The organism is Kocuria sp. UBA1838, assembly GCF_002338785.1.
Taxonomy (GTDB): Bacteria; Actinomycetota; Actinomycetes; order Actinomycetales; family Micrococcaceae; genus Kocuria; species Kocuria marina.
In genome coordinates, this window is the sequence record NZ_DDIY01000017.1 from 223180 (window position 1) to 250102 (window position 26923).

The 26923-nt window shown below is 68.7% G+C and carries 24 protein-coding genes and 1 riboswitch; of the genes, 16 read left to right on the top strand and 8 right to left on the bottom strand.

Going from position 1 to position 26923, the window contains the following annotated elements:
- Positions 1–76: 76 nt before the first annotated feature.
- The 10 genes from B3I25_RS10115 (at position 77) to B3I25_RS10160 (ending at position 10474) form a co-directional block, all read left to right on the top strand.
- Positions 77–3178, top strand: coding sequence for a Na+/H+ antiporter subunit A (locus B3I25_RS10115; protein WP_286738821.1), 3102 nt, complete (start codon positions 77–79; stop codon positions 3176–3178).
- Positions 3175–3705 (top strand): Na(+)/H(+) antiporter subunit C, encoded by a 531-nt coding sequence (locus tag B3I25_RS10120; protein WP_239319407.1) that lies wholly within the window; start codon positions 3175–3177, stop codon positions 3703–3705. The genes B3I25_RS10115 and B3I25_RS10120 overlap by 4 nt, the downstream gene beginning before the upstream one ends.
- The gene (locus tag B3I25_RS10125; protein ID WP_286738824.1) at positions 3695–5332 is read left to right on the top strand and encodes a Na+/H+ antiporter subunit D; all 1638 of its coding nucleotides are present in this window, start codon (positions 3695–3697) and stop codon (positions 5330–5332) included. Before B3I25_RS10120 ends, B3I25_RS10125 begins: the two co-directional genes overlap by 11 nt.
- A complete protein-coding gene (locus B3I25_RS10130) occupies positions 5329–5976 on the top strand; it encodes a Na+/H+ antiporter subunit E (protein WP_286738826.1) in 648 nt (215 codons plus the stop codon). The genes B3I25_RS10125 and B3I25_RS10130 overlap by 4 nt, the downstream gene beginning before the upstream one ends.
- Positions 5977–5978: 2 nt before the next feature.
- Positions 5979–6242, top strand: coding sequence for a monovalent cation/H+ antiporter complex subunit F (locus B3I25_RS10135; protein WP_085106263.1), 264 nt, complete (start codon positions 5979–5981; stop codon positions 6240–6242).
- A complete protein-coding gene (gene mnhG, locus B3I25_RS10140; protein WP_286738827.1) occupies positions 6239–6604 on the top strand; it encodes a monovalent cation/H(+) antiporter subunit G in 366 nt (121 codons plus the stop codon). Before B3I25_RS10135 ends, mnhG begins: the two co-directional genes overlap by 4 nt.
- A 127-nt stretch (positions 6605–6731) precedes the next feature.
- Positions 6732–7004: a DUF4235 domain-containing protein gene (locus B3I25_RS10145; RefSeq protein ID WP_098053697.1), complete on the top strand. Its 273-nt coding sequence runs from the start codon at positions 6732–6734 to the stop codon at positions 7002–7004.
- Between the two features lie 118 nt (positions 7005–7122).
- Positions 7123–7229: riboswitch (TPP riboswitch) on the top strand.
- Positions 7230–7287: 58 nt separating this feature from the next.
- A complete protein-coding gene (locus B3I25_RS10150; protein WP_098053699.1) occupies positions 7288–7911 on the top strand; it encodes an ECF transporter S component in 624 nt (207 codons plus the stop codon).
- Complete coding sequence (locus tag B3I25_RS10155; protein WP_286738842.1) at positions 7908–9674, top strand: ABC transporter ATP-binding protein; 1767 nt, start codon at positions 7908–7910, stop codon at positions 9672–9674. Before B3I25_RS10150 ends, B3I25_RS10155 begins: the two co-directional genes overlap by 4 nt.
- The gene (locus B3I25_RS10160; RefSeq protein WP_035964082.1) at positions 9671–10474 is read left to right on the top strand and encodes an energy-coupling factor transporter transmembrane component T family protein; all 804 of its coding nucleotides are present in this window, start codon (positions 9671–9673) and stop codon (positions 10472–10474) included. The genes B3I25_RS10155 and B3I25_RS10160 overlap by 4 nt, the downstream gene beginning before the upstream one ends.
- Before the next feature lie 84 nt (positions 10475–10558).
- Here B3I25_RS10160 and B3I25_RS10165 read toward each other — a convergent pair whose 3' ends face one another.
- The 5 genes from B3I25_RS10165 to B3I25_RS10185 form a co-directional block, all read right to left on the bottom strand.
- Complete coding sequence (locus B3I25_RS10165; protein WP_239319395.1) at positions 10559–11512, bottom strand: aminotransferase class IV; 954 nt, start codon at positions 11510–11512, stop codon at positions 10559–10561.
- The gene (locus tag B3I25_RS10170; RefSeq protein WP_085106159.1) at positions 11509–12135 is read right to left on the bottom strand and encodes a hypothetical protein; all 627 of its coding nucleotides are present in this window, start codon (positions 12133–12135) and stop codon (positions 11509–11511) included. Before B3I25_RS10170 ends, B3I25_RS10165 begins: the two co-directional genes overlap by 4 nt.
- On the bottom strand, positions 12132–12623 hold the full coding sequence (locus B3I25_RS10175) for a low molecular weight protein-tyrosine-phosphatase (protein ID WP_286738845.1): 492 nt from the start codon (positions 12621–12623) through the stop codon (positions 12132–12134). Before B3I25_RS10175 ends, B3I25_RS10170 begins: the two co-directional genes overlap by 4 nt.
- Before the next feature lie 40 nt (positions 12624–12663).
- Complete coding sequence (locus B3I25_RS10180; RefSeq protein ID WP_286738847.1) at positions 12664–13560, bottom strand: TetR/AcrR family transcriptional regulator; 897 nt, start codon at positions 13558–13560, stop codon at positions 12664–12666.
- Between the two features lie 126 nt (positions 13561–13686).
- Positions 13687–15675 (bottom strand): BCCT family transporter, encoded by a 1989-nt coding sequence (locus tag B3I25_RS10185; RefSeq protein WP_286738849.1) that lies wholly within the window; start codon positions 15673–15675, stop codon positions 13687–13689.
- Between the two features lie 341 nt (positions 15676–16016).
- Here B3I25_RS10185 and dnaK point away from each other — a divergent pair, with 341 nt between their 5' ends.
- The 4 genes from dnaK to B3I25_RS10205 all read left to right on the top strand — a co-directional run bounded on the left by dnaK (position 16017) and on the right by B3I25_RS10205 (position 20220).
- Entirely contained in the window at positions 16017–17894 is a 1878-nt protein-coding gene (dnaK, locus tag B3I25_RS10190) for a molecular chaperone DnaK (RefSeq protein ID WP_085106162.1), read from the top strand.
- Positions 17891–18541 carry a nucleotide exchange factor GrpE gene (locus tag B3I25_RS10195; protein ID WP_064846334.1) on the top strand — a complete coding sequence of 217 codons (651 nt, stop codon included), beginning with the start codon at positions 17891–17893 and terminating at the stop codon, positions 18539–18541. Before dnaK ends, B3I25_RS10195 begins: the two co-directional genes overlap by 4 nt.
- 82 nt (positions 18542–18623) lie before the next feature.
- Positions 18624–19664: a DnaJ C-terminal domain-containing protein gene (locus tag B3I25_RS10200; protein ID WP_286738852.1), complete on the top strand. Its 1041-nt coding sequence runs from the start codon at positions 18624–18626 to the stop codon at positions 19662–19664.
- A 1-nt stretch (position 19665) separates the two neighbouring features.
- Entirely contained in the window at positions 19666–20220 is a 555-nt protein-coding gene (locus tag B3I25_RS10205) for a heat shock protein transcriptional repressor HspR (protein ID WP_241180606.1), read from the top strand.
- 81 nt (positions 20221–20301) lie between these two features.
- Here B3I25_RS10205 and catC read toward each other — a convergent pair whose 3' ends face one another.
- The 3 genes from catC to trmB all read right to left on the bottom strand — a co-directional run bounded on the left by catC (position 20302) and on the right by trmB (position 23695).
- Positions 20302–20613, bottom strand: a complete 312-nt coding sequence (gene catC, locus B3I25_RS10210) for a muconolactone Delta-isomerase (RefSeq protein ID WP_286738853.1) — start codon at positions 20611–20613, stop codon at positions 20302–20304.
- A gap of 6 nt (positions 20614–20619) precedes the next feature.
- Positions 20620–22629, bottom strand: coding sequence for a BCCT family transporter (locus tag B3I25_RS10215; protein ID WP_082943300.1), 2010 nt, complete (start codon positions 22627–22629; stop codon positions 20620–20622).
- A 73-nt stretch (positions 22630–22702) separates the two neighbouring features.
- A complete protein-coding gene (gene trmB / locus B3I25_RS10220) occupies positions 22703–23695 on the bottom strand; it encodes a tRNA (guanosine(46)-N7)-methyltransferase TrmB (protein WP_240505558.1) in 993 nt (330 codons plus the stop codon).
- A 117-nt stretch (positions 23696–23812) separates the two neighbouring features.
- Between trmB and B3I25_RS10225 the strand changes: the two genes are divergently transcribed.
- On the top strand, positions 23813–25060 hold the full coding sequence (locus B3I25_RS10225) for a multidrug effflux MFS transporter (RefSeq protein ID WP_286738856.1): 1248 nt from the start codon (positions 23813–23815) through the stop codon (positions 25058–25060).
- A gap of 295 nt (positions 25061–25355) precedes the next feature.
- Positions 25356–26831 carry an alanine/glycine:cation symporter family protein gene (locus B3I25_RS10230; RefSeq protein WP_286738857.1) on the top strand — a complete coding sequence of 492 codons (1476 nt, stop codon included), beginning with the start codon at positions 25356–25358 and terminating at the stop codon, positions 26829–26831.
- Positions 26832–26923 lie beyond the last annotated feature (92 nt).

Below are 26923 nucleotides of genomic sequence, written 5' to 3' on the forward strand. Positions count from 1 at the left end.
CCCATTTCCGCCCGGATCCCCGTGGGCCCATTTACAGGTACTCGTGGGTAATCCGTGGCTCGAGAGGTAAGGTCCTATGATCGCGGTGCTGCTTGTCCACGGGCTCGCGGCCCTGTGTGCACCCGCGATCCTCAAGCGCACCGGACGCTCCGGCTTCTACCTCGTGGCCCTCGTCCCACTCGCGAGTCTGATCTGGCTTTTCACCCAGACATCCCGCGCCCACGCGGACGTGGACGGGTGGACCACCACCGTGGAATGGATCCCCCAGCTGGGGATCTCGCTGTCCTTCCGGATGGATTCCCTCGCGTACATGATGTGCCTGCTGGTGCTGGGCGTGGGAGCGCTCGTCCTCGCGTACTGTGCGCGCTACTTCAAGTCGGACGCCCAGGGCATCGGCCCGTTCGCCGCCCAGCTCGTGGCCTTCGCGGGCGCCATGTTCGGTCTGGTCACCGCGGACGACCTCATGGTGCTGTTCGTGTTCTGGGAGATCACCTCGGTGCTCTCCTTCTTGTTGATCTCCTATTCGCGCACCAAGCTCGCCGCGCGTCGGGCGGCCCTGCAGGCGCTCATCATCACCACCGCGGGCGGTCTGGCAATGCTCGTGGGCCTGGTGATGCTCGGCAACGCCGCCGGGACCTTCCGGATCTCCCGGGTCCTGGAGGCGGCCCCCGAGCTCCTGGGCTCCACCACGGTGGACGTGGCGCTCGTGCTGATCCTGGCCGGCGCAGTCTCCAAGTCCGCGCTGTTCCCCACCCACTTCTGGCTGCCCGCCGCCATGGCGGCGCCCACCCCGGTCTCCGCCTACCTGCACGCCGCGGCCATGGTCAAGGCCGGGATCTACCTCGTGGCGCGGCTCGCTCCCGGGTTCGTGGACACCCAGTGGTGGCTGCCCGTCACCCTGACCCTGGGCCTGGGCACCATGATCTTCGGCGGCTGGGTCGCGCTGCGCCAGTTCGACCTCAAGCTGATCCTCGCGTACGGCACGGTGAGCCAGTTGGGCTTCATCACCGCGGTCGTGGCGTTCGGCACCGCGGACACCGCGATGGCCGGCATGGGCATGGTCATCGCGCACGGTCTGTTCAAGGCCACCCTGTTTCTGAGCGTGGGCATCATCGACCACCAGGCCGGGACCCGTGACATTCGCAGGCTCTCCGGTGTGGGTCGGACGGCACCCATGCTGTTCGTGGTGGCCATGATCGGTGCGGCGTCCATGGCCGGGATCCCGCCGCTGCTCGGCTTCGTGACCAAGGAAGCCGTCCTCACTGCGTTCGTGGACCACGCCTCGGACCCGCTCGCCATGATCGCGCTCGTGTGCGTGGTGCTCGGCTCCATCCTCACCTTCGCGTACAGCGCGCGGTTCCTGTGGGGCGGCTTCGCGCGCAAGCCCGCGCAGTTCTCCGATCTCGACGCCGCCGAGGACGGTCAGTCGGTCATCGGCGAGTTCACCCCGGTGCCGTGGGCCTTCCTCGTGGCGCCTGCGGTGCTGGCCCTGCTCACGGTGGTGTTCGGCCTGTGGCCCGCTCCCGTGGAGGCCGGGATCGTGCGCTACCAGGAACAGTTCCCGGACGTCGCCGAATCCCACGTGCACCTGGTGCTGTGGCACGGGCTGACCCCGGCACTGGGACTCTCCGCGCTGATCATCGGTGTGGGCGCTCTGTTGTACGTCGCGCGTCGGCCCGTGGGCTCGTTTCAGGACCGGTTGCCGGAACTGCCCACCGGTGACTTCGTCTACCGCAAGATCATCAACGTGCTGGACATGGTCGCGGTGTGGCTCACCGGCCGGACCCAGCGTGGTTCGCTGATGTTCTACCTGTCCGTGATCCTCGTGACCGCGATCGTGGTGCCGCTCGTGGCCCTGTTCTGGAACGAGACCCCGCCGCTCGCCGGGTTCCGCTACGCGGATTCCCCGGCCCAGCTGGTCACCGGGATCGCCATGATCGTGGCGGCCCTGCTCGTGCTCACCGCGGGCAAGCGGTTCCTGGCCGTCCTGCTGGTCTCGGTCACGGGCTACGGCCTGGCCCTGACCTTCGCGCTCTACGGCGCGCCGGACCTCGCCCTGACCCAGACGCTCGTGGAGACGATCTCCCTCGTGGCGTTCGTCCTGGCCCTGCGTTCCCTGCCCGGCCCGCTGTGGAACCGCCGGCCCACCGGGCACCGCGTGTTCCGCGCGGTCTTCGCCGTGGTGTTCGGACTGTTCATGATGGCGCTCGCGGTGTTTTCCATGTCCTCGCGGTCGGCGGAACGGATCTCCCTGGAACTGCCGCAGATGGCCTACGAGATGGGCGACGGCGCCAACGTGGTCAACGTCCTGCTCGTGGACATCCGCGCGTGGGACACCATGGGCGAGATCACCGTGCTCGCGGTGGCCGCCACGGGCATCGCGTCCCTGATCTTCGTCAAGGGACGCGGGGACCGCTTGCGCAGCGAACGTCACGACTTGGACACCCAGCAGCTGAAGATCGTGCGTGGCGCGGACTCCGCAGCGCACTTCCCGCACGCGAACACCCGCCAGCTCGAGGTCGCCCGCCGGTTCACCTCCCGCCCGGACGCGGACCCGTTCCTGCTTGCGGGGCGCACGCTCGCCCCGGAGCGGCGCTCGATCATCTTCGAGGTCGTGGCCCGGCTGCTGTTCCACACCTTCATGCTCGTGTCCTTCTACCTGCTCATCGCGGGGCACAACATCCCCGGTGGTGGCTTCGCCGGCGGCCTGATGGCCTCCCTCGCCCTGACCCTGCGCTACCTCGCGGGCGGACGCTACGAGCTCGAGCGCGCGACCCCGGTCAACGCGGGCTGGATGCTCGGCGCGGGCCTGGCGATCGCCTCCCTGTACGCGATCGTCCCCGTGTTCTTCGGCGGGGCCGTGATGGAGAGCTACACGTTCGAGTGGGACATGCTCGTCTTCGGTCACGTCAAGTTCGTCACCGCCGTGATCTTCGACATCGGTGTCTACCTGATCGTGGTGGGCCTGGTGCTGGACATCCTGCGCTCCCTGGGCGGGCGGATCGATGAACGGATCGAGCGTTCCGCCGTGGAGTCCCGGAAGAAGCGCGCGGGCCGCGGCGCCCGGATCCGCCTGACCCGTAACGGCCCCGAGGTCACCGCGCACAGGGCGGGCGACCCCGACGCTCCCGAGGGCTCCTTGGTCTCCGGGGACGAGCCCCAGGAGGCACAGCGATGACCGTGAATCTCACACTCCTGGTAATCATGGGTGTGCTGTTCTCCGTGGGGGTCTACCTCCTGCTGGAACGCTCGCTCACCCGTGTATTGCTGGGCATCATGCTGCTCACCAACGGGGCCAACCTGCTGATCCTGCACACGAGCGGCACGCCCGGCATCGCGCCGTTGTACGACGCCGCCCGCGACCCCTCGGAGTACTCGGACCCGCTGCCGCAGGCGCTCGTGCTCACCTCGATCGTGATCTCGCTCGCCACGACCGCCTTCATCCTCAGCATGATCTGGCGTTCGTGGATCCTGGCCCGCCGGGACGAGATCCAGGACGACCTCCAGGACCGCCGCGTGGCGCAGCAGTCCTCGTACGACGCCGAGGACGACGACGCCCTGCCGCAGGACACCTCCGAGTTCAACCACGCGGACGCCCGGTTCGCACCGTCGCGTCACAACGAGGAAGAGGCCGCCGAATCGCCTGGTCACTACAGGGCCGAGAAGTTCTCCGAGGTGCGAGGGAGGAGCCCGCATGACCACTGATCCGGCACAGTTCGCGCCGCTCGCGGTCCTGATCCCGTTCCTCGGCGCCGCCCTGAACTTCATCATCGTCCACCGCAACCGGCTGCAGCGCGGGGTGACCGTGGGCGCCATGGTGCTCACGCTGATCCTGAACGCGTTCATGCTCGCGAACGTATGGAACCAGGGTCCGCAGGTCGTGCACCTGGGGGACTGGGCCGCCCCGTACGGCATCGTGATGGTCGTGGACCAGTTGTCCGCGCTCATGCTCGTGGTCTCCGTGGTGGTGTCCCTCGCGGTGTTGATCTATGCGGTCAGCGAGGGTGTGGCCAGCGGGGACGACGAGGGCCCCATCTCCATCTTCTACCCCACGTTCCTGTTGCTGGTCGCGGGTGTGTCCCACGCGTTCCTCGCGGGTGACCTCTTCAACCTCTACGTGGGCTTCGAGATCCTGTTGACCGCCTCCTACGTCCTGCTCACCATGGGTGGCACGGCGCAGCGGATCCGCGCGGGCGTGACCTACGTGGTCGTCTCGGTGATCTCCTCGATCCTGTTCCTGATCTCCCTGGGGATGATCTACGGCGCCACCGCCACCGTGAACATGGCGGACCTGTCCGTGAAGCTCGCGGACCTGCCGCAGGGCACCCAGATGCAGTTGCACCTGATGCTGCTGATCGCGTTCGGTGTCAAGGCCGCGATCTTCCCGCTGTCCTTCTGGCTGCCCGACTCCTACCCGACCGCGTCCGCACCGGTGACCGCGGTGTTCGCGGGCCTGTTGACCAAGGTGGGCGTCTACTCGATCATCCGCACCGAGACCCTGTTGTTCCCCGGGACGCAGATCAAAGATCTGCTGATGTGGGTCGCGTTGCTGACCATGATCGTGGGCATCCTGGGCGCGCTCGCCCAGATCGACATCAAACGTATGCTCTCGTTCACGCTGATCAGTCACATCGGCTACATGATCTTCGGCATCGCACTGGGCACGCAGGCCGCCCTGGCCGCGGTGGTCTACTACATCGCGCATCACATCGTGATCCAGACCAGCCTGTTCCTGGTCGCCGGGCTGATCGAGCGCCGCGGTGGCTCCACCAACGTGGACCGCCTCGCCGGGATGCTCAAGATCTCTCCGCTGCTGGGGGTGCTGTACATGATCCCGGCCCTGAACCTGGGCGGCATCCCGCCGTTCTCGGGCTTCCTGGGCAAGGTGGCCCTCCTGGAGGCCGGTGTCGAGGCCGGGACGTGGCTGAGCTACCTACTCGTGGGCGTGTCCGTGTTCGTCTCGCTGCTCACGCTCATGGCCCTGATCCGCGTGTGGAACCGCGTGTTCCTGCGCGACGTGGACGACGCCGAGTACCCGGACCCCGTGCTGCGCGCCACCACCGCGGAGGGCCGCCGCCCCCGCACGTCCCGCGCGGTGGCGGGCAAGTCCGGCAGCCGCTTCTCCGGCCGGTCCCCCGTGGTGCTGCTGCCCGGGACCATGGTGGGCGCGACCACCGCGCTCGTGGCGGTGGGTGTGGCACTCACAGTCTTCGCCGGGCCGCTGTTCGATCTCGCGGACAACGCGTCCGAGAACCTGAGCAATCCGGATCGATACGTCAATGCCGTGCTGGCCCCCGTGGGTCCCGGTGGTGTGAGCGAGGAGGGCCGATGAGTACGTCCCCGATGCAGCGACGCTCCCGGAACTCCTTGCGGGCTGAGCTGCCCCTGATCCTGTGGCTCGTGGTCGTGTGGGGTGCCCTGTGGGGTGACTGGAGCGTGGGCAACCTGGTCTTCGGGTTGATCCTCGCGGTGTTCGTGACCCGCACGCTCACGCTGCCCCCGGTGCGGTTGTCCGGGCGGTTCAACGTCCTGCATTTCGCGCTGTTCGTGGTCACATTCATCTGGCAGGTGGCCCGGGCCAGCATCCACGTGTTCGGTGTCGCGCTCATGCAGGGCCCCAAGGTGCACAACGCAGTGCTGCGGGTGAAGCTGCGGCAGAACAATGACCTGCTCATGACGGCCGTGGGTCACACCATGGCGCTGATCCCGGGCTCGCTCGTGGTGGAGGTGGATCGCGGCAGCGGGATCCTGTACTTCCACGTGCTGGACGTCTCCACGCCGGAGGAAGCGGAGTCGTTCCGGGAGTCCGCGCTTAATATCGAGGCGGCGTGGATCAAGATCATGGGCTCCAAGGAGGACCTCGCGAAACTGGAGGCCTCGGGTGGCGCGGGTGGCGCGGACGCCTCCGGCGCCGTCGCGTCGCCGACCACCAAGATGAACAAGGCCCTGGACGGCCGTGGGGAGGAGCGGCCATGACCATGTTAGACGTCGCCGTGTGGGTGTGCGGTGCGATTCTCACCGTGGCGGCCGCGGGCACGATCTACCGGCTGGCCAAGGGCCCGTCCCTGTTGGACCGGGTGATCGCCACGGACGTGTTGCTCGCGATCGTGGGTGCGGGTCTCGCCATCGAGATGGTGTACAACCACCACTCCAGCAACATCATCCTGCTCGTGATCATCTCCCTGGTGGGCTTCCTGGGGTCTGTGACGGTCGCGCGCAATGTGGGGTTGGAGCGCTCATGAACTGGCACACCGTCCTGGACGTCATCGCGCTGCTGTGCCTCGTGGGGGGGGCCCTCATGTCCCTGGCCGCGGCGGTGGGTCTGGTGCGCTTCCCCGATCTGCTCTCGCGCATGCACGCCGGTACCAAACCCCAGGTCCTGGGGTTGCTCCTGCTGCTCACGGCCGTGGCGATCGAGAGCGGCAATCCCGGCATGATCCCGCTGATGATCCTCGCGTGGCTGTTCCAGCTGCTCACGGTGCCCGTGTCCGCGCACATGGTGGGCCGCGCCGCCTACCGCTCCAAGCACCTGAACCAGAAGAACCTCGTGGAGGACGAGCTGCGCGAGGTCGTCGCTCGCGTCGGCGAGGAAGAATCTCGCTGAGGACGTAATTCTCGGTGGGACCGGGTTCCTTCCGCCCCGTCGCGCCCGGCGCTTCGTATGCTGGGCAACGAGCACGACGTCGTCGGCCACCCGGTGCCGCCGGCACCCACAAGACAAGGAGAACCTCATGAACAAGGTAATGGACATTTTCGGCACGGTGGCGTCCCTGGGTGGCGTGGCCCTGGCCAACAAGGGCCTGTCCGCGGTGTGGAAGCAGGTCACGGGCAACGAGCCCCCCGCCAAGAACCCGGACCCGGACGAGGCCTGGACCGACATCATCATCTGGGCCGTGATCACCGGTGTTGTGGGCACCGTCATCAAGGTGGGGATCTCCCGCCAGGTGGCCAAGTTCGAGTCCAAGGACTCCGATCCCTCCCGTAGCTCCCAGAGCGAGATCTGAGCCGCGGGTACCGCGCCCCCCGTACGGGTGGGCCGGGGCCGCGTAGGACGCACGTACGACGGCGGGTGGCCGGGCACGCGAGATGCCCGGCCACCCGCCGTCGTGGTCTAGACTGGCGTCTCAACGACAGGGGAGCGCCACCGCGGCGCTGAGAGTGCGCGTGAGCGCAGACCCTCGAACCTGATCCGGCTCGTACCGGCGCTAGGGAGTCGAGTATCTCAAGGACCCGCTCGCAACGGCGGGTGGTGTTCTTCCCCTCCTGGGATCTTCAGGAGGATTCAGCATGACGCAGGTCGGTAACACCCCCACCCGTACACCGCGCGCAAGCGGCAACCGCAGCTCGTCGTGGCGGGTCGTGGACATCGTGGTCACCGCCGTATTGGCCGCGGTGTGCGCCGTGATCTTCTGGATGTGGTCCAACCTCCTGTACCCGGCGGTCTCGGCGGGCACGGTGGCCTACCCGCCGTCCGCGGGGCTCATCGCGGGGGGCTGGCTCGTGGCGGGTACCCTGGGCGCCCTGATCATCCGCAAACCGGGCGCGGCCCTGTTCTGCGAGTTGCTCGCGGCCGTGATCGAGGGCTTCCTGGGAACGCATTTCGGGTGGCTCGTGGTGCTCTCCGGTCTGGTGCAGGGCCTCGGTGTGGAGGTCGTGTTCCTCCTGACCCGTTACCGCCGGTTCGGTCCCGTGACTGCGGCGATCGGTGGGGCTGTATCCGGGCTGTTCCTGGGCGTGAGCGAGAACATCATGTACAACTTCGAGTGGGCCCTGGATCAGCAGGTCGTCTACGCGGCGCTGACCACGCTCTCCGGGGCCGTGATCGCAGGGTTGCTCATGTGGGCCGTGATGAAGGCCCTGCAGGCCACAGGTGTCCTCGGAGCACTGGCCTCCGGCGCCGTGCGCCGATGACCGCGGAACCGACCGTGCAGCTCACGGGCGCGCGGGTGGTCCTGGAGGGGTTCGGATGGCATCACCCCGGCCGCGAGACGCCCAGTCTGGTGGACCTGGACCTGATCATCGAGCCCGGCGAACGCGTCCTGCTCCTGGGCCCGTCCGGGGCGGGCAAGTCCACGCTCCTGCAGGCACTGGCCGGTGTGGACCAGGACCCTGACGGCCGTTCCGCATCGGGCGGGTTGAGCGTCGGGGGTGTCGACCCGCGCGACGCCCGCGGCACGGTGGGCTTCATGCACCAGGACCCCGAGACGCAGGTGGTCCTCTCGCGCGTGGGGGACGACGTCGCGTTCGGCCTCGAGAACCTCGCCGTCCCCCGCGAGCGGATCTGGCCGCGCGTGCGGGAAGCGCTCGCGCGCACGGGTCTGGAGCTCCCGCTCGACCACCCCACCACGGCACTGTCCGGGGGGCAGAAACAACGTCTCGCGCTCGCCGGGACCCTGGCCATGTGCCCGCGGCTGCTGCTGCTGGACGAACCCACGGCGAGCGTGGACCACGAGGGGGCGCAGCAGCTGTGCCGCGCCGTGGCCGATGCGGTGCGCGAGGACGGGACCACCCTTGTGGTCGTGGAGCACAGGGTGGCCCTGTGGGAACCGGTCGTGGACCGTGTGATCGTGCTGGGCGACGACGGTCGGGTGGCCTTCGACGGCCCCGCGCAGCAGACCCTGCAGGACGCCCGGGACCTGCTGCAGCACCAGGGTACGTGGGTCCCCGGCTGGGTGCCGCGCACTCGCACTCCCGTGCATGCCTCGAATGGCATGGATCCCGCGGTACGGCAGACGGCTGCCTCCGCGGGGCCACACGGCATCACGCCGCCCGCTGTGCCTACGGAGAATGCGCCGGCCGCGTCGTCCGTGAGGGCTTCGGATGTCACGCAGTCTGCGCAGGATACGGGTGGTTTCACCACCGTGCCCGCCGCCGTCGCACCGGGCACCACCTTGTTGAGCGCACGCGATCTTGCCGTGTCCCGGAGCCAACCGGGACGGCGGGCGCTCGCGCGGCGGCGTCGTCGGGCGCTCGCCGCGTGGCGGCGCGGGGAAGCGTACCCGGAGCCGGACGTGCGCACGGGGGCGGCGCCGGCGGCCGAGAACATCACCGTGGACGTCCGAGCGGGGCACGCGCTGGCCGTCACAGGCGTCAACGGCGCCGGGAAGTCCACCCTCGCGCTGACCCTCGCCGGACTGCTGCTGCCCGTGCACGGCACCGTGTGGGCCACGGACGCCCTCGCGACCGACGCGCCTGCTGATCCCTCCCTGTGGGACGGCGCGGAACTGGTCTCCCGCGTGGGCACCGTGTTCCAGCATCCCGAACACCAGTTCCTGCGCCCCACCGTGCGCGAGGAACTCGAGTTCGGTCCCCGGCAACGACGACGCCGCGTGGGCCGTCGCGATGCGCGCGTCCTCGAGGCGATGGAGGACCAGGACGACGCCCGGGTGGCCGAGCTGCTGCGACGGCTGCGCCTCGAGGAGCTCGCCGAGGCCAACCCGTTCACCCTGTCCGGTGGCCAAAAGCGGCGGCTGTCCGTGGGCACGGTTCTCGCGGCGTCCCCGCGGGTGCTGATCCTGGACGAACCCACGTTCGGGCAGGACGCCCGGACCTGGAAGGAACTCGTGGACCTGTTGGTCGAGGAGCTGGACGGGGGCACGGCCGTGGTGGTCGTGACTCACGACCGGGATCTGGTTGCGGCCCTGGGTGCGCACGAGCTGAGGCTCGGCTCATGAGCACGGTCGCGAGCGTGCTGCCCACCGTGGCCCGCACGGGATTGCTCGCCCGGACGAATGCCGTGGTGAAACTGCTCGGGGCTCTCGTGATCACGGCGGTGCTCGTGGTCAGCGCGGACCCCGTGACGAGCGGCGTGGCGCTCGGGGGCCAACTGCTCCTGCTCGCTGCCGCCGGGATCGGTCCGTGGCGGCTGCTCACGACCCTGTGGCCGATCGTGGTGGCCGCCCTGATCAGCGGGTGGGGGACCGCGGTGCTCTCCCCGGAGGGTGGTCCCGTCCTGCTACACCTGGGGTGGATCACGATCACCACGGGGTCGCTCGCGGCCGGTGGGGCGATCGCCCTGCGTGGTCTCGCGATCGCGCTGCCCGGGATCACCGTGCTGCTCACGACTGACCCCACGGACCTCGCGGACGGTCTCGCCCAAACCCTCAAGCTGCCGGCACGCTTCGTGCTCGCGGCGCTCGCAGCCCTGCGGCTCGTGGAGGTCATGGTCACCGAGTGGGGTGTGCTCGCGGCGGCCCGGCGCGCCCGCGGTGCGGGGGGAGCGCGGGGCCCGTGGGCCGCTCTCACCGAGTTCGCCGGTCTCGCGTTCACGTTGCTCGTGCAGTCCTTGCGCCGGGCCACGCGCCTGGCCATGACCATGGAGGCGCGCGGTTTCGGGGCGGGTCCGCGCACATGGGCGCGCGTGCCCCGTTTCGGCCGCGTGGACGTGGTCGTGGGGTGTGCCACCGTGCTCATCGCGGTCGCTGCGGTGACGCTGTCCCTGCTCACGGGGGCGCACCGCTTCATCTGGCAGTGATGCGCCGAAAGTGACGGGGGAGCACTCGCGCCCGGGCATGTCGAGATGGGACGGGCGGTGCGGGCGCGACCACCCGTGACGCGCTCAGCGCCCCGGGCGGCCCAGCAGGAAATCCGTGAGGGTGCGGGTGAGTTGCGGGTCCGAGGCCACGGGCCGCCCGTCCACGCTCGTCACCGGGACCGCGAGCCGCACCGAGGACGTGAGCCACACGGCGCTCGCTGCGAAGAGGTCCTCGGGGTACAGCGGTCCGTAGTCCACGGCCCAGCCGCGCTCGCGGGCGGCGTCGAAGATCCGGGCTTGCGAGGTCCCCGGCAGGACCCCGCGGGACGGTTCGGGCGTGAGCAGGGTGGGCGCAGCGCCGTCGTCGTGCCGTGCGCACACCACCGAGGACGTGGCGCCCTCCAGGATCCTGTGGTCCGTGGAGGTCATGAACACGGCGTCCTGCGCGCCGTGGGCGTGGGCGTAGCGCACCGCGGCCATGTTGACCGCGTAGGACAGGGTCTTGACCCCCGGGAGCAGCCACGGCAACCCGGTGTCCTCCGCGGGGTCGTGGCCGCGCTCGAGCAACACCACGGACACCCCCGTGCGCCGGGCGGCGAACGTCCGCTTGGGGACGGGCGCGACCGTGAGCCACGCCCACGGCTGATCACCGGGGACACCGCGGCTGATGCTCAACTTGACCGTGTGCTCCGCCCCGAGATCGGCCGAGGGGTCGCGGGCGCCGGGACCGGCCGCCGCGAGCGCCGTCGTCAGGGCCTCGCGCCACGTATCCGCGGACGGTGCGGGCAATTGGGCGGTCCCCGCGGAATGCCCCAGCCTGACCAGGTGGGCGTCGAGCTTGTACGCGGTGCCGTCCAGGACGTGGAGGGTCTCGAAGACGCCGTCCCCGCGGGTGAGTCCCTGGTCCTCGAGGCTCACGTGCGCCTCATGCGGGTCCACGAGCCGCGGCGGGGCACCGATCGGGGAGATCAGCACGGCCGCGGCGGGTCCAGGTGCTGCGGGGGACGGAGCGGGTGTCCCGGCACCGGGCGAAATCACGGGGTGTCCCGCTGTTCCGTGCCCGGTTCCTGGGGTGAGGGTCCGGGGTGGAGGATCTCGGCGGACTCCCACACGGGGTCCTCACCGAGGTACTGCTCCTCCTGCTCCGCCCACACGTCCCAGTACTTCTCGTACGTGGCGCCGTCCCGGTCCAGGGCGCGCTGTTTGCGCTGTGAGGCGGGAAGTTCGACCCACACGGAGACGTCCAACAACGCCCGGGCCTCGCGGTGGCACGCCCCGACGCCCTCCACGAGCACGATCTGAGCGGTGCGGGTCAGACGCGGGGTGCCGGGCTCGTTGGTCAGCCAGTCCCACGCGGTCCAGTGGGCGTCCTCCTCGCGGCGCAACGGTTCGAGGATCTCACCGCGGTACCGTTCCATGCCCTCGAGCAGTCCGTTCCACCCAGGGTAGATGTCCTCGAGGTGGAAGCTCACGACATCGTGCGAGCGCTCCAGCACCCGCGAGAGTTGCTCGGTCAGCGTGGTCTTGCCCGCTCCGGAACGGCCGTCGATGCCCACGATGAACGGCTTGCGCGTGGGTGGGGGCAGCAACCGTGCGAGGTTGACGCCTTCCGGGTACTGGGCGATCTCGTCGTCCTGGAAACCCTCGTCCGGGGAGATCACCGCGCGTCGATCCGATCCTCGACCCACGAGACCACGCCCGGGGTGGCGGCCGTAATCTGTTCCCACGCGGTGTCGAAGTCGTCCGAACCGCCGTACCACGGGTCGGCGATGTCGAGGCCCGCCTGTGAGTCGGCCACGGCCGGGTCGAAGCTGCGCATGAGCCGGACCTTCCGGGCGTCGTCCGTGGGCAGTCGGCGCTGCAGCTGGTCCCTGTGGGACCGGGTCATGGCGAGGATCAGGTCCGCGTCCGCGAGCTCGACGTCCGTGATCCTGTGTGCCTGATGCTCGGGCAGTTCCAGGTGGTTCCTGTTCAGGACGGTGCGGGCGCGGGGATCCACGGGGTTGCCGTGTTCCTCGTCACTCACGCCCGCCGAGCTGACGCGGACGCGCTGCGCGAGACCGGCGTCGGTGAGCTCGGATCGCAGCAGGGCCTCGGCCATGGGCGAGCGGCAGATGTTGCCGGTGCAAACCGTGACGATGGAGAACATGACCTCCACTGTACGAAAAATCCGTTCCCCGTGAGTGGCCTCAAGGTGTCGAGGAGCCACCCCACGTCTGACGTTCGATGCCCGCGAGCAGCAGTTCCAGGCCCGCGATGTATTCCGAGCGGTCGTCGTGTTCACCGAACGAGTCCAGCATGGCACGCACCACCGGGAGCATCCCCGGCCCCGAATGGCCCGCCCGTTCCAGTTTTTCGTGCACCTGCCGGGCGGATTCCTCCGCGGCGGGCCGGTTGTGACGGTGGGCGATTCCCGCGCCCGTTCCGAACGCGTAGTTGGCCACGGCGAGGGATGCGTAGAACCGCTGTTCGGCGTCGAGCTCCATGCGCTGCAGCAACTGTCCCGTGCACTCCCACGTGCGCAACGCGTTCTCCTCGCTGCGGGCGGTGCTGAGCAGCTGCCCGGCGAGCCACGGGTGCTCGCGCATCTGGGAGAACAAGCACAGGCACAGGCACTGCAGTTCCTCGAGGGCCTGCGCCGTGGCCGCGCTCGTACGGGGATCCGCCCTGGGTGCCGGGAAGGCCGCGAACTCCTCCGGCCCCGGCTCGCCGTCCCCGCACAGCGCGTGGAACTGGCCCAGCGCGCGGCCCAGGACCTCGCTCGTGACCAGGGCCATGAGGTCGTCCTTGCCGGTGGTGTACCAGTAGAGACTCGCCACGCCGCTGTTGAGCTCGGTCGCGAGCCTGCGCAGGGTCAGGCGCCGCGACCCCTCGCGGTCCAGTACCGCGATCGAGGTGTCCACGATCGTCTCCAGGGACAGCGACGCACGACGCCGTTGGGTCCCCTTCCCGCTCGCCCCGCCCGTGCCGGGGGCGCCGGGCGCGTGCTCGCGCGCGGCGTCGTCGGGCCCGTCTCCCGATGGGCTTATGGGCCGGGGCCGGGAATCGGGATCCGGATCGGGGGATTGTGGTGGGCCGTCGTTCATGCGCACCAACGTACGCAGCGTGGCCGTGCGGGACCAAACGGTGTCCCGGTACGCGAACGCGGGGTGCGCGTCCCATGACGTGCACCCCGCGTTCGGGAGGGGGCCCGGTTCAGCGGGCCATCGGTGTCACTGGTCGTTGCGGTGCTTCGGCGTGGTCTGTTCCCACGGGGCCTCGCCCTCGGGGGTGCCGTCCGCGATGTCGTCGACGGCCGAGGAGACCCACGCCGACTTGTACGCGAAGTCGGTCTCGTCCCCGTTCTCGTCCGTCTGGCGATACCACTCGGTGATTGCCGGATCGTGCGAGTCGAACGCGTCGCCGGCGGCGCGATGGCCCTCGGCGCGCTCCACCTGCAGGGCGAAGTTGTCACCGTGCTCGGCGAGCCCGGAGGCCACGGCCTTCTGGACAGCCGAGTACGCGAACTTGGTGCGTAGCGTGGCCGGGTCGTAGCGCAGGTCCCGGTACAGGGCGACCATCATCATGGCCACGATCACCGCGAACGGCAGCGCCGAGACGATCACCAAGCGCTGCATACCGGCCAGGGCGTCGTTGCCCGCCACCAGGATCATGACGATCGCGATGCCGGCGAGGCACGCGCCCCAAAAGATGACGATCCACTTGCTGGGGTCCGGGCGCCCGCGCTGGGTCATGGTGCCCATGACCACGGAGGCGGAGTCCGCACTCGTCACGAAGAAGATGCCGATGACGACCATGGCCAGCACCGAGGTGACGGCCGTGAGCGGGAGCTGGTCGAAGAGTCCAAAGAGCATGGACTCAGCGCCGTTTTCCACGGAGAGGTCCGCCCCGTTCTTCGCGAAGAACATGGCGGAGCCGCCGAAGACGATGAACCACAGGATGCACACCGAGGCCGGGACCACGAGCACGACGGTCACGAACTGGCGGATGGTGCGGCCACGGGAGATCTTGGCGATGAACATGCCCACGAACGGGGACCACGAGAGCCACCAGGCCCAGTAGTACACGGTCCACGTGTTGGAGAACTCGGCGCTCTGCGGGCCCCACGCGGCCGACTGGCCGGTCATGAAGAGGTACTCGGAGATGTAGGTGGAGAACGTGGAGGGGATCAGCGTTAGCAGGAAGACAGTGGGCCCCACGAGGAACACGAACAGCGCCAGCACGAAGGCGAGTGAGAGGTTGATGTTCGACAGGTAGCGGATGCCGCGCGAGACGCCCGACACGGCGGAGATGATGAAGCCCACGGACAGCAGCACGATGATCACGATCAGCGCGTTGTTGCTGAGCTTGTCGATGCCGCCCACGATCGAGATGCCGGAGCCTATCTGCATGGCTCCCACGCCCAGGGACGCAGCGGTGCCGAAGAGGGTTGCGAAGATCGCGAAGACGTCGATCAGCTTGCCCATGGTGCCGTCCACGCGTTTGTGGCCGAGCAGCGCGGTGAACACACGCGAGATCAGTGGCGCGCGGCCGCGGCGGTAGGCGCCGTAGGCCACGGAGACGCCGACGACGGCGTAGATGGCCCACGGGTTCAGGGCCCAGTGGAAGGCGGACTGCACGAGGGCGTAGACGATCATGGAGTCGCTGCCGGCCTCGGCCGCGTGCGCGAAGCCGGGGATCCCGCCCTCGTAGTAGGTCATCGGCTCGAACGCGCCGTAGAAGACCAGGCCGATGCCCATGCCCGCAGCGAAGAGCATCGCGAGCCAGGAGAAGAAGGAGTACTCGGGCTCCTCGTCGTCGCGGCCCAGCTTGATTCTTCCGGTGCGGGTGAAGCCGATGAAGATCATGAAGACCACGGCCGCTGTGGAGAGCAGGATGAAGAACCAGCCGGTGTTGTCCGTGACCCACGCGAGCGCCGTGGCGGAGACCGTGGAGAGGCTGTCCGTGCTGAGGACACCCCATGCGATGAAGCCCACCACGAGGACCGCGGTGATGGCGAAGACCACCTTGTCGGTGCCGAACTTGACCTTGCGGTCCTCCACGCCGACGCCCGGCACCAGTGCCGGGTGGATGCCGTGGGGGTAGGTGAGCTCGTCGATGATCTTCCGGGGGCGGCTGCGGGCGGTCGATCCCTGGGTGGCGTGGTCGTGGGGCGGGGTGGTCGATGGTTCTCGGTCCGTGGAATGCGGTGGCGTGCTCAAGACAGTTCTCCTGACTGCGGCGGTGGGTGATCGGTGAGCTCGTGTGGTGCGGTGGCGCTCCTGGAGGGGTCGGGGTCAGTGCGGGCCCGGCACGTTTCGCCCTGGGCGTACAAACTCATCAGTGTAACGCGGCTAAGTGTCCACCCCCGAATTGCTGTGGAATTCCCGGCAGCTCGGGCGAGACGCGGTGTGCAGATACTTGAGCCGTTGCGACTCAACTTAGGTTGACAGGGGTAGCTCAAGGTGTAAACTTGAGTCTCGAAAGCTCAAGTCTTAAAGGTTCACGGACCGGCCGCGTCGGCGCCCCTCCGGACCGCATCGGAACAACGAAGGGATAGAACATGTCTCGTGCAGTAGGAATCGACCTCGGTACCACTAACTCCGTGGTATCCGTACTGGAAGGCGGCGAGCCCGTCGTCATTGCGAACGCCGAGGGCAACCGCACCACCCCGTCCGTTGTCGCCTTCTCCAAGGACGGCGAGACCCTCGTGGGCGACGTGGCCAAGCGCCAGGCCGTGACCAACGTGGACCGCACCGTGGCCTCCGTGAAGCGCCACATGGGCACGGACTGGACCACCGAGATCGACGGCAAGAAGTACACCCCGCAGGAGATCTCCGCCCGTACGCTCATGAAGCTCAAGGCGGACGCCGAGTCCTACCTGGGCGACACGGTCACGGACGCCGTGATCACTGTTCCCGCGTACTTCAACGACGCCGAGCGCCAGGCCACCAAGGAGGCCGGTGAGATCGCCGGCATGAACGTGCTGCGCATCGTCAACGAGCCCACCGCCGCGGCCCTGGCATACGGTCTGGAGAAGGGCAAGGAGGACGAGCTCATCCTGGTCTTCGACCTCGGTGGCGGCACGTTCGACGTCTCCCTGTTGGAGGTCGGCAAGGACGAGGATGACTTCTCCACCATCCAGGTCCGCGCCACCGCCGGTGACAACCGCCTCGGTGGCGACGACTGGGACCAGCGCATCGTGGACTGGCTGCTGGAGCAGGTGAAGTCCAAGACCGGTGCGGACCTGTCCAAGGACAAGATCGCCCTGCAGCGCTTGAAGGAGGCGGCCGAGCAGGCCAAGAAGGAACTGTCCTCCGCGACGTCCACGACCATCTCCCTGCAGTACCTGTCCGTGACCCCCGAGGGCCCCGTGCACCTGGACGAGAAGCTCTCCCGTGCCAAGTTCGAGGACCTCACCAAGGACCTGCTGGCCCGCACCGAGAAGCCGTTCAAGGACGTCATCTCCGAGGCCGGGATCAATGTCTCCGACATCGACCACGTGGTGCTCGTGGGTGGTTCCACCCGTATGCCCGCCGTGGTCGAGAAGGTCACCGAGCTCGCGGGTAAGGCCCCCAACAAGGGCGTGAACCCGGACGAGGTCGTGGCCATCGGCGCCGCGATCCAGGCCGGTGTGCTCAAGGGCGACCGCAAGGACGTGCTGCTGATCGACGTGACCCCGCTGTCGCTGGGCATCGAGACCAAGGGCGGCGTGATGACCAAGCTCATCGAGCGCAACACGGCCATCCCCACCAAGCGGTCCGAGACCTTCACCACCGCGGAGGACAACCAGCCGTCCGTGTCCATCCAGGTCTTCCAGGGCGAGCGCGAGTTCACCCGGGACAACAAGAACCTGGGCACGTTCGAGCTCACGGGCATCGCCCCGGCCCCGCGCGGCATGCCGCAGATCGAGGTCACGTTCGACATCGACGCGAACGGCATCGTGCACGTGTCCGCGAAGGACAAGGGCACGGGCAAGGAACAGTCCATGACCATCACGGGCGGTACCTCGCTGTCCAAGGAGGACATCGACCGCATGGTCAAGGACGCCGAGGCGAACGCCGACGCGGACAAGCAGCGCCGTGAGGCCGCCGACCGTCGCAACAACGCGGAACAGCAGGCGTACTCCGTGGAGAAGCTGCTCAACGACGACGAGGGCAAGATCCCCGAGGACGTCAAGACCGAGGTCCAGGCCGACGTCGACGCCGTGAAGTCCGCCCTCGAGGGTGACGACGACGACGCCGTGAAGACCGCGTTCGAGAAGTTGCAGGCCTCCCAGACCAAGATCGGTGAGGCGCTGTACGCCCAGGCCCAGAGCGAGGGTGCCGCCGGTGCCCAACCGGGTGCCGAGGGCGCTCAGGGTGCGCAGGCCAAGGACGACGACGACATCGTCGACGCCGAGGTCGTGGACGACGAAGACGGTAAGAACGGGAGGAAGTGAGCATGAGCGATTCCGAGAACACCAAGGGTCACGGCGAGTCCGTGCCGGAGGACCCGGATCATTCAGCTCAGGACTCCACCGGCACCGAGCGTTCCGAGGGCGGTGAGGGGCTGACCGTGGACGACATCCTGGACACCCCTCAGTCCCAGGACGCCCAGGCCGGGGACACGCAGGCCGCGGACGCGGCGTCGTCGCAGGACGACGCCGCCCCGGCGGGCGAGTCCGCCGCGCAGAAGCTCGCGGACGAGCGTCTCGAGGACCTGCGTCGGCTGCAGGCGGAGTTCGTGAACTTCAAGAACCGCACCGCGCGGGAGAAGGATCAGCTGCGGGACTTCGTCTCCGGCGAGATGATCACCGCGCTGCTGCCGGTCCTGGACGACGTCGACGCCGCTCGCAAGGCCGGGGACCTCGAGGACGGCCCGTTCGCCGCGATCGCGACCAAGCTCGAGGACGCCCTGGGCAAGAAGGGCCTCACCCGGATCGGGGAGGTGGGGGAGGTCTTCGACCCCACCGTCCACGAGGCCGTGCTGCAGCAACCCACCGACGAGGTGGAACCGGACCACGTGTCCATGGTGCTGCGCTCGGGCTTCCGGGTGGGCGCTCGAGTGGTCCGGGCGGCCCAGGTGGCCGTGGCCACGAAGCCGTAACGCAAGAAATTCCTCGGGGCGGGTCCGCATGACGGGACCCGCCCCGAGTCACACAGGGAAGTACCAGGAGGAAGGAGGCGTCATGGCCAGTCAGGACTGGATCGACAAAGATTTCTACACTGTCCTGGGCGTCTCCAAGGACGCATCCCAGGCGGACATCAAGAAGGCTTACCGCAAGCTGGCCCGCGAGTACCACCCGGACCAGAACCCGGGGGATGCGGCCGCGGAGAAGAAGTTCAAGGACATCACCGAGGCCAATTCGGTGCTGTCGGACCCCGAGGAACGCAAACAGTACGACGCGATCCGGGCCATGGGTTCCGGGGCGCGGTTCACCGCCGGTGGCCCCGGTGGTGCGAGCAACGCTGGCGGCGCCGGGTTCGAGGACCTCTTCGGGGGTCTGTTCAACGGCGGCGGTGGCCGCAGGAGCTACTCCACCTCCGGGGGTGGCGGGTTCGAGGACCTGTTCGCGCAGTTCGGCGGCCAGGGCGGCAATTCGCGGTTCGGCGGGGGCTTCAGTGGCGGCCAGGGCGGATTCGGCGGGGGTCAGGGCGGATTCGGTGGCTACCAGGCACCGCCCGCCAAGGGTGAGGACATCCACACCACGACCACGATCCCGCTGCGTTCCGCGTACAACGGCACCACGGTGAAACTGCGCCGGGGCAACGGCCAGTCCACCACGGTGCGCGTGCCCAAGGGCGTCAAGGATGGGCAGCGATTGAAGATCGCGGGCAAGGGACACTCGGGGCCCGGTGGCCACGGGGACCTGTTCGTGACCGTCAAGGTCAAGGAGCACCCGTTCTTCACCCGCGAGGGCCAGGACGTGCACGTGGACATCCCGGTGACCGCTGCGGAGGCCGGACTCGGGACCACCGTGCAGGTGCCCACGCTGGACGAGGGCCACGTGACCGTGCGGGTCCCCGCGGGGACGTCGTCCGGGCACCGGATGCGTGTCAAGGGCAAGGGCTTCACGTCCGGGTCCACCACGGGCAACATGATCGTGACGGTGCAGATCCAGTTCCCGGCAGACCTGGACGATGCCGCACGGGAAGCACTGCAGGAATTCGCGCGGGCCACCGAGGACTTCGACCCCCGCGCGAACCTGAGCGAGGAGGCGGCGCTCTGACATGGCCATCGACTTCACCCAGCCAGTGTTCGTGATCTCGGTGGCCGCGGAGCTCGCGGACATGCACCCCCAGACTCTGCGCCAGTACGACCGCATGGGTCTCGTGACCCCGTCCCGGGCCTCCGGGCGGGCCCGCCGGTACTCCCAGCTGGACGTGCAGAAATTGCGTCAGATCCAGGAGCTCTCCCAGGAGGGCGTGTCCCTCGAAGGGATCAAGCGCATCATCCAGCTCGAGAACCAGGTGCAGGCGCTGCAGACCCGGGTCACGGAACTGTCCGAGGAACTCGAACGGGAGCGCCGGGCGCGGCAGGAGCGGGACATGATCTTTACCGCCGGTTCCGCCGGGGATGTGGTGCGCATGGCCCGTGGCACCCGGCGCTCACCCCGCAAGGTGTCCCAGGCGCTCATGCTCTACCGCCCGGCCAAGCCCGAGGCTGCGGCCACCGGCCGGGACGCCATACTGGGCCGGGATGCGGCCCCGGGCCGGGACGCGGCGTCCGTGCGGCGGGATGCGACGTCGTCGTCGACCACGAAGCTGCGCGGCTCGCAGAAGTAGACGACCCGCGAACGGCGAGATCCCCGCGGCTCCTCTCGGGAAGGGCCGCAGGGATCTCGTCATCCGGGGTACCGGGAAGGACTACTTCTGGATCGTGTTGCCGTCGAAGAAGTCGTCCGTGGTGGCGTTGGGGTGCTTGGCCAGCGGGGTCACCTTGACGTTCATGTACGCGAACATGGGGAACCCGGACAGGACGGTCTGCAGCTCGTCGTTGTCCTCGACGTCGTAGATCGAGTAGTTGGCGTATTCGCCCACCACGCGCCAGATGCCCTTCAAGACACCCGTGCGCTGGAGTTCACCGGAGTAGGCCTTCTCGCGGTGCTGGTAATCAGCCTTGGTCTCGTCGGTCATCGATTCCGGGAAGACCACGTCCATGCGGGCCAGGAACAACATGCGGGGCTACTTTCTCTGGGGGTCCGTGGAGGGTGCGTCGGGTTCCACCCTAGGCGCTGCCGCGCGCTCGCCGGGGTGTACGACGTCGTGCGAATCGGTGAACTCGCCCGTCTCGTAGTCGTAGGCCACGGGGTTGCCGTCCTCGTCCGTGCGCCGGTACCACTCGGTGACCTCCGGGGCGCTCGAGTCGAAGTCCGCGCCCGCCGCCCACTTGCTGTCCGGGGCGCGCTCCACCGAGAACGTGAAGTCGTCCCCGTACTCGTCGATGCCGTGGCGCACGGACTTGTCCACGGCCCAGCGCGAGTACTGCTCGCGGATGACCATGGGGTCCCGGCGCAGGTCCTTGTGGAAGGCCACGGCCATGACGAACATGATCAGCGTGAACGGCAGGGCCGTGACGGTGATCAGGTTCTGCAGACCCGTGAGCGCGTTCTGTCCGCCGATCAACAACATCACCACGGCGATCCCGGCCATGCACAGTCCCCAGAACACGGTGATCCGCCGCTTGGGGTTTGGGTTGCCCCGCTGGGACATCTGGGACGTCACCACGGAGGCGGAGTCCGCGGTGGTGATGAAGAAGATGGCCAGCATGAGCACCACGATTCCCGCCATGATGCCGGCCGCGGGCATGCCGTCCAGGACGGTGAAGAAGATCTCTTCCGGGGCCGGCAGGGTCTGCGCGGTGCCGTCCGGGGCGATCGCGTGGTCCTGCATCTGCTGGTGGATGGCGGTCCCGCCGAGCACCGTGAAGGCCATCACCACGATGGACGAGGGGATGAACAGCACCCCCAGGATGAACTGGCGGATGGTGCGGCCCCGGGAGATCTTGGCCACGAAGACCCCCACGAAGGGTGCCCAGGAGACCCACCAGGCCCAGTAGAACGTGGTCCACGAGGACAGGAACGCCTGCATCTCGGGGCCGTCCGACATGGACGCGGACAGCATGGTGGGCAGCTCGGCGAAGTACGTGACGATCACGGAGGGCACGAAGTTGAGCAGGAACGCGGTGGGTCCCAGGACGAAGAAGAACAGTGCCAGACCCACGGCGAGGACCATGTTGATGTTGGACAACCATCGGATCCCGCGGGCCACGCCCGAGACCGCCGAGGCGATGAACCCCGCGGTGAGCACCGCGATGATGACGACCGCCGCGGCGTTGCCCGAGGGGCCCAGACCCGTGAAGATCTCCACACCGCGCCCGATCTGCAGGGCACCGATGCCCAGGGACGCCGCGGTGCCGAACAGGGTGGCCAGGATCGCCAGGATGTCGATGATCCGGCCGGCCAGGTTGTCGGTGTTGCCGTTGTGGAAGAACGGTGCGAACACGGAACTCATGAGTGGAACGCGTCCGCGCCGGTAGGACGTGTAGGCCACCGCCACGCCCACGAGACCGTAGATGGCCCACGCGTTGAGCCCCCAGTGCAGCGCGGCCTGCGCGGAGGCCTTCTTCATGGCGTCCACCGTGCCGGGGTCCGCGGAACCCGGGCGCGGGGACAGGAAGTAGGTCATGGGCTCGAAAGGGCCGAAGAAGATGATCCCGATCCCGATCCCCGCCGCGAACAGCATGGCCGCCCACGACGCCGTGGAGTACTCGGGCCGGTCCCCGTCCAGGCCCAGCGGGATCCGCCCGTAGCGGGACACCGCGATGTACAGCAGGTAGAGCAACAGCCCGATCGCCAGGACGTTGAACGCCCACCCCATGTTGAGCATCGTCCAGTTCAGCGCCGCACCGGACACGGCCGTGAGTGACGCGGTGTCCACGACACCCCACCCGATGAACGCGACGATCAACCCGCCGGCCACGCCCACCACGATCTTGTCGATTCCGTAGCGCACCTTCTGGTCCTCCACGGACACGCCCGGCACCACGGCCGGGTGGATGTTGTGGGGGTAGTTGATCTCGTCGAGGAACGAGCGCGTGGCGTCCTTGCGGTTCGCCGGTTTGCGGGCGCCCCCGCGTGGCGAGGGCTCGGGCTCCGCGTCCGACGGGTGGGACGGTCGTGTACTGGAGGACACCGGGACTCCTGCGGGTCGGTCGGTCAGGGACCTTCCCACAGTAGGCCCCCGGACCGGTTCGCCCCGGGTCCGGCTAACGACGGCGGTAGGTCAGGTCCCGCGGGATCCGCCCGGCTTCCGTGGCTTTGCGTTCGAAACTCGTGAGGATCCGGCCCTCCCAGCGCGGGGCCCACCCGGCGTCCGGGTGCTCGTCGTCCGCGAGCGGACCCGGATGCACGTTCTCGAAGTCCGCGTCCGCGTCGTCCAGGACCTCGCGCATCACCACCGCGTACTCCTGCCAGTCCGTGGCTAACCGCCACAGTCCACCCGGTTCCAGGACGCGGGCGGCCAGTTCGGCGAAACCGGGGGAGACTAGGCGCCGCTTGTGGTGGCGGGTCTTGTGCCACGGGTCCGGGAAGAAGACCCACAGTTCGTGCACGGAACCGGGTTCCAGCATGTGCTCGAGCACCTCGGGGGCGTTGGCCTGCGCCACGCGCACATTGGTCACGCCGGCCTGGGCGGCCTTCATGAGTAGATCCGCCACACCGGGCTTGTAGACCTCCACGGCCAGGTGGTCCAGCTCCGGGTGGGCCGCCGCATGGGCCACGATGGCCTCGCCCAGGCCCGAGCCCACCTCCACGACGACCGGTGCCACACGGCCGAACACGGCCTCCCTGTCCAGTCGGTAGGCCGGATCCACGGAGGTGTCGGTCATGACGCGGGGGATGTCCAGGACCCACTCGTCCGCATGCTCGTCCCACGCCTTCTGGCGCTTGGGGGACAACCGGTCACCGCGGCGCACGAACGAGTACGGCTGCCGCGGGAACGCCACGCCCGCGGGGGCACCGCCGGTCGCCGCGGCGGGACCCGTCGGAGCGCCGGCGTCAGTCGGTGCGCCGTCGTTCGTCGGGGTGGCATCGGCATCGGTGTGCTCGGATGACGACGGCGCGGCACCGGCCGCACGGGCCTCGGCGGGCTGTTCGGTGCGGTGTTCGGGGGCCGGGGACGCCTCCGGGGCGCTGCCCGGGGAGTCCGGGAGGGCCGCGTCGTGCGCGGACGTGTCAGGGGTGCGATCGCTGGATTCCATCGTGGATCATCCTAGGCGCGGGGGGCGTTACAGGAGGGGATCGGGTGACCCGCGGCACCTACTATTTGAACAACCCGCCCACCCCTCAGCGCCCAGGCGCGTGCCAGGAGAGCCCGCATGACCCAGAACCCCGCGTTCCCCGAGCCCGGTCGCAGCAGGCTGGGATTGAGCCCGCGCCTGGACTGGATCGTGCTCGTGGGCGCCCTGGGCATCCTCTCCGCCGTGAGCCCGCTGGCCACGGACATGTACCTCGCGTCCATGCCGGAGATGGGCGAGTGGTTCGGCTCCCCGGCCAGCATGATCCAGCTGACCCTCACCGCGTACATGGTGGGCATGGCGCTGGGGCAATTCCTGCTGGGCCCGCTCTCGGACGTGCTGGGGCGGCACAGACTCATGGTCACGGGGAACCTGATCTTCCTGCTCGCGTCCGTGGGGATCATCGTGGCCCCGGACATCCACTGGGTGCTCGCCCTGCGGTTCGTGCAGGGTCTCGCCGGGGCGGCGGGCGTGGTGATCGCCCGGGCCGTGGTCTCGGACATCGCCCACGGCCACCGCGCGGCCCAGCTGTACTCGGTGCTCGCACTCATCACGTCCCTGGCACCCGTGGTCGCACCGCTCGCGGGCGGTGTGATCGCGACCGTGGCCGACTGGCGCGTGGTGTTCTGGGTGCTCGCGATCTTCGGGGCCGTGATGCTCGCGTGCTCGGTGTTCATCGTGCCGGAGACCCTCCCGCCGGGGCAACGCTCGCGGGGCGGGCTGGGGCGCATCCTGCGCAACGCCCGGCAGATGATCAGTGATCGGCACTTCACGCTCTACGCCCTGAGCTTCGCCTTCGCGTTCGGTGCGCTGTTCTCCTACATCTCCGCGTCCTCGTTCGTGATCCAGAACGTGTTGGGCTTCAGCGCCCTGGTCTACTCCGTGATCTTCGCGATCAACGCGTGCGGTTCGATCACCATGGGAGTGGTCAACACCAAGCTCGTGGGCAGTCGGGACCCCTCCTCCCTGTTGCTCGTGGGGGTCACGGGACTCGCAACCTTCTCCGTGCTCAACATGGTCCTGGTGGTGCTGGGCGTGATCGGAACGATCACCCTGGTGCTGTTGTTCCTGGCCCAGTCCTGCATGGGACTCGTCCTGGGCAACGCCGTGGCCATGGCCCAGCGCCAGGCCCAACGGCTGCACCTCTCCGGCACAGGTTCTGCCGTGGTGGGCATGGCCCAGTTCATCCTGGCCGGGCTCGTCACGCCCCTCACGGGCCTCGGCGGGGAGTACACCGCGGTGCCCATGGCGCTGAGCATGGCGGCGTGCGCCATGATCTCCGTGGGGCTGGTCCTCACGGCGCGCCGGCAGGGGACGCCCGTCGGGTGAACCGCCCGGCGCTGCGACGTCGTCCGTCGGGCGGACGTCCCGGCCGCGTCGTCCGGCGGGTGAATGTCCCGTCCCGGCCGCGTCGTCCGGCGGGTGAATGTCCCGACCCGGCGGTGTCGCCCGTCGGGTGAATGCCCGGACCCGGCGGCGTCGTCCCGCGAGCCGTGCGACATGGCCCCCGCTCCGCGCGCCGACGGGCCCGGAACCGCGCGGGATGTGGTTCACTGTCCGGGACAGTGACATTGTTCACACACCGTCCGTGGCATCCTGCCCCAGTTGAACGAGGGACACCTTCATGCTCGATTCGCTCCAATCCATTCTCGACACGATCGGCGGGTTCGTGTGGGGGCCGTTCCTCCTGATCCCGCTGCTGCTCGGAACGGGCGTCTACCTGACCATCCGGCTGTCCGGACTGCAGATCACCAAGTTGATCCCCGCACTGCGCCTCGCGTTGTTCGAACGCAAGGACAAGGACGCCCCCGGCGGTGACGTCTCCCAGTTCCAGGCATTGACCACGGCGCTCGCCGCGACCGTGGGTACCGGCAACATCGTGGGCGTGGCCACGGCCATCTCGATCGGCGGCCCCGGCGCCCTGTTCTGGATGTGGGTCACGGGCGTGCTGGGCATGGCGTCCAAGTACTCGGAGGCCTTCCTGGGCGTGCGGTTCCGCACCCGGGACGCCAAGGGCGAGATCTCCGGCGGTCCGCAGTACTACCTGTTCCGCGGGATCCCCAACGGTTTCGGCAAGTTCCTCTCCCTGTTCTTCGCGATCGCCGCGGTGCTCGCGTCCTTCGGGATCGGCAACATGACCCAGGGCAACTCCATCTCCGCGAACGTGGAGTCCTCCTTCGGTGTGCCCGTGTGGGTCACGGGCCTCGCGCTCGCGGCGCTGACGCTGCTCGTGCTCGTGGGCGGGATCAAGTCCATCGGCAAGGTCACCGCCGCGCTCGTGCCCATCATGATTGTCTTCTACGTCCTGGGCGCGCTCTACATCCTGGCGGTCAACATCGAGTCCGTTCCCGCGGCGTTCGGGAGCATCTTCAGCACGGCCTTCACGGGGCACTCCGCGGTGGGCGGCTTCGCCGGATCCGCGATCATCCTGGTGGTGCAGATGGGTGTGGCCCGCGGCATCTTCTCCAACGAGTCCGGCATGGGGTCCGCGGCCATCGCCGCAGCGGCCGCGCAGACCACTCACCCCGTCCGTCAGGGCCTGGTGTCCATGACCCAGACGTTCATCGACACCATCATCGTGGTGACCTGCACGGGCCTCGTGATCGTGACCACCGGCGTGTGGGACCAGGGCAAGGACTTCGCGGCCACCATGACCGGGGACGCCTTCAGCCATGGGCTGCCCGGCGGGTGGGGCCACCTGATCGTGACCCTGGGCCTGATCCTCTTCGCGTACTCCACGATCCTGGGCTGGGCCTACTACGGCGAGCGCTGCATGGAGCGGCTGTTCGGCCGCAGGTCCGTGATGCCGTACCGCGTATTCTTCTCGCTGATCGTGTTCGTGGGCTGCAGCGTGCCGTTGGCCATCGTGTGGTCCTTCGCGGACCTCATGAACGGGCTCATGGCGCTGCCCAACCTGCTGGGTCTGCTCATCCTCTCCGGGCTGATCGCCCGCGAGACCAAGCACTACCTGCGCAACGACCCGCAGTTGCGCGCGGACAAGCTGCAGATCGACGGGTTCATGGAGGGCCGCCCCGGGGCCATCGACAGCTACGTCTCCACCGACTCCGGACGCCCGGAGCGGGCGCAGCGCGTGCGCTGACCGCCGCTCCGCCCGCCCGCCGAGCTTGTCGGGGCCCTCGGTCCCGACGGCGCTGAACAGCGAGGGCCCGAAACGGCATGTGATCCGCGGAT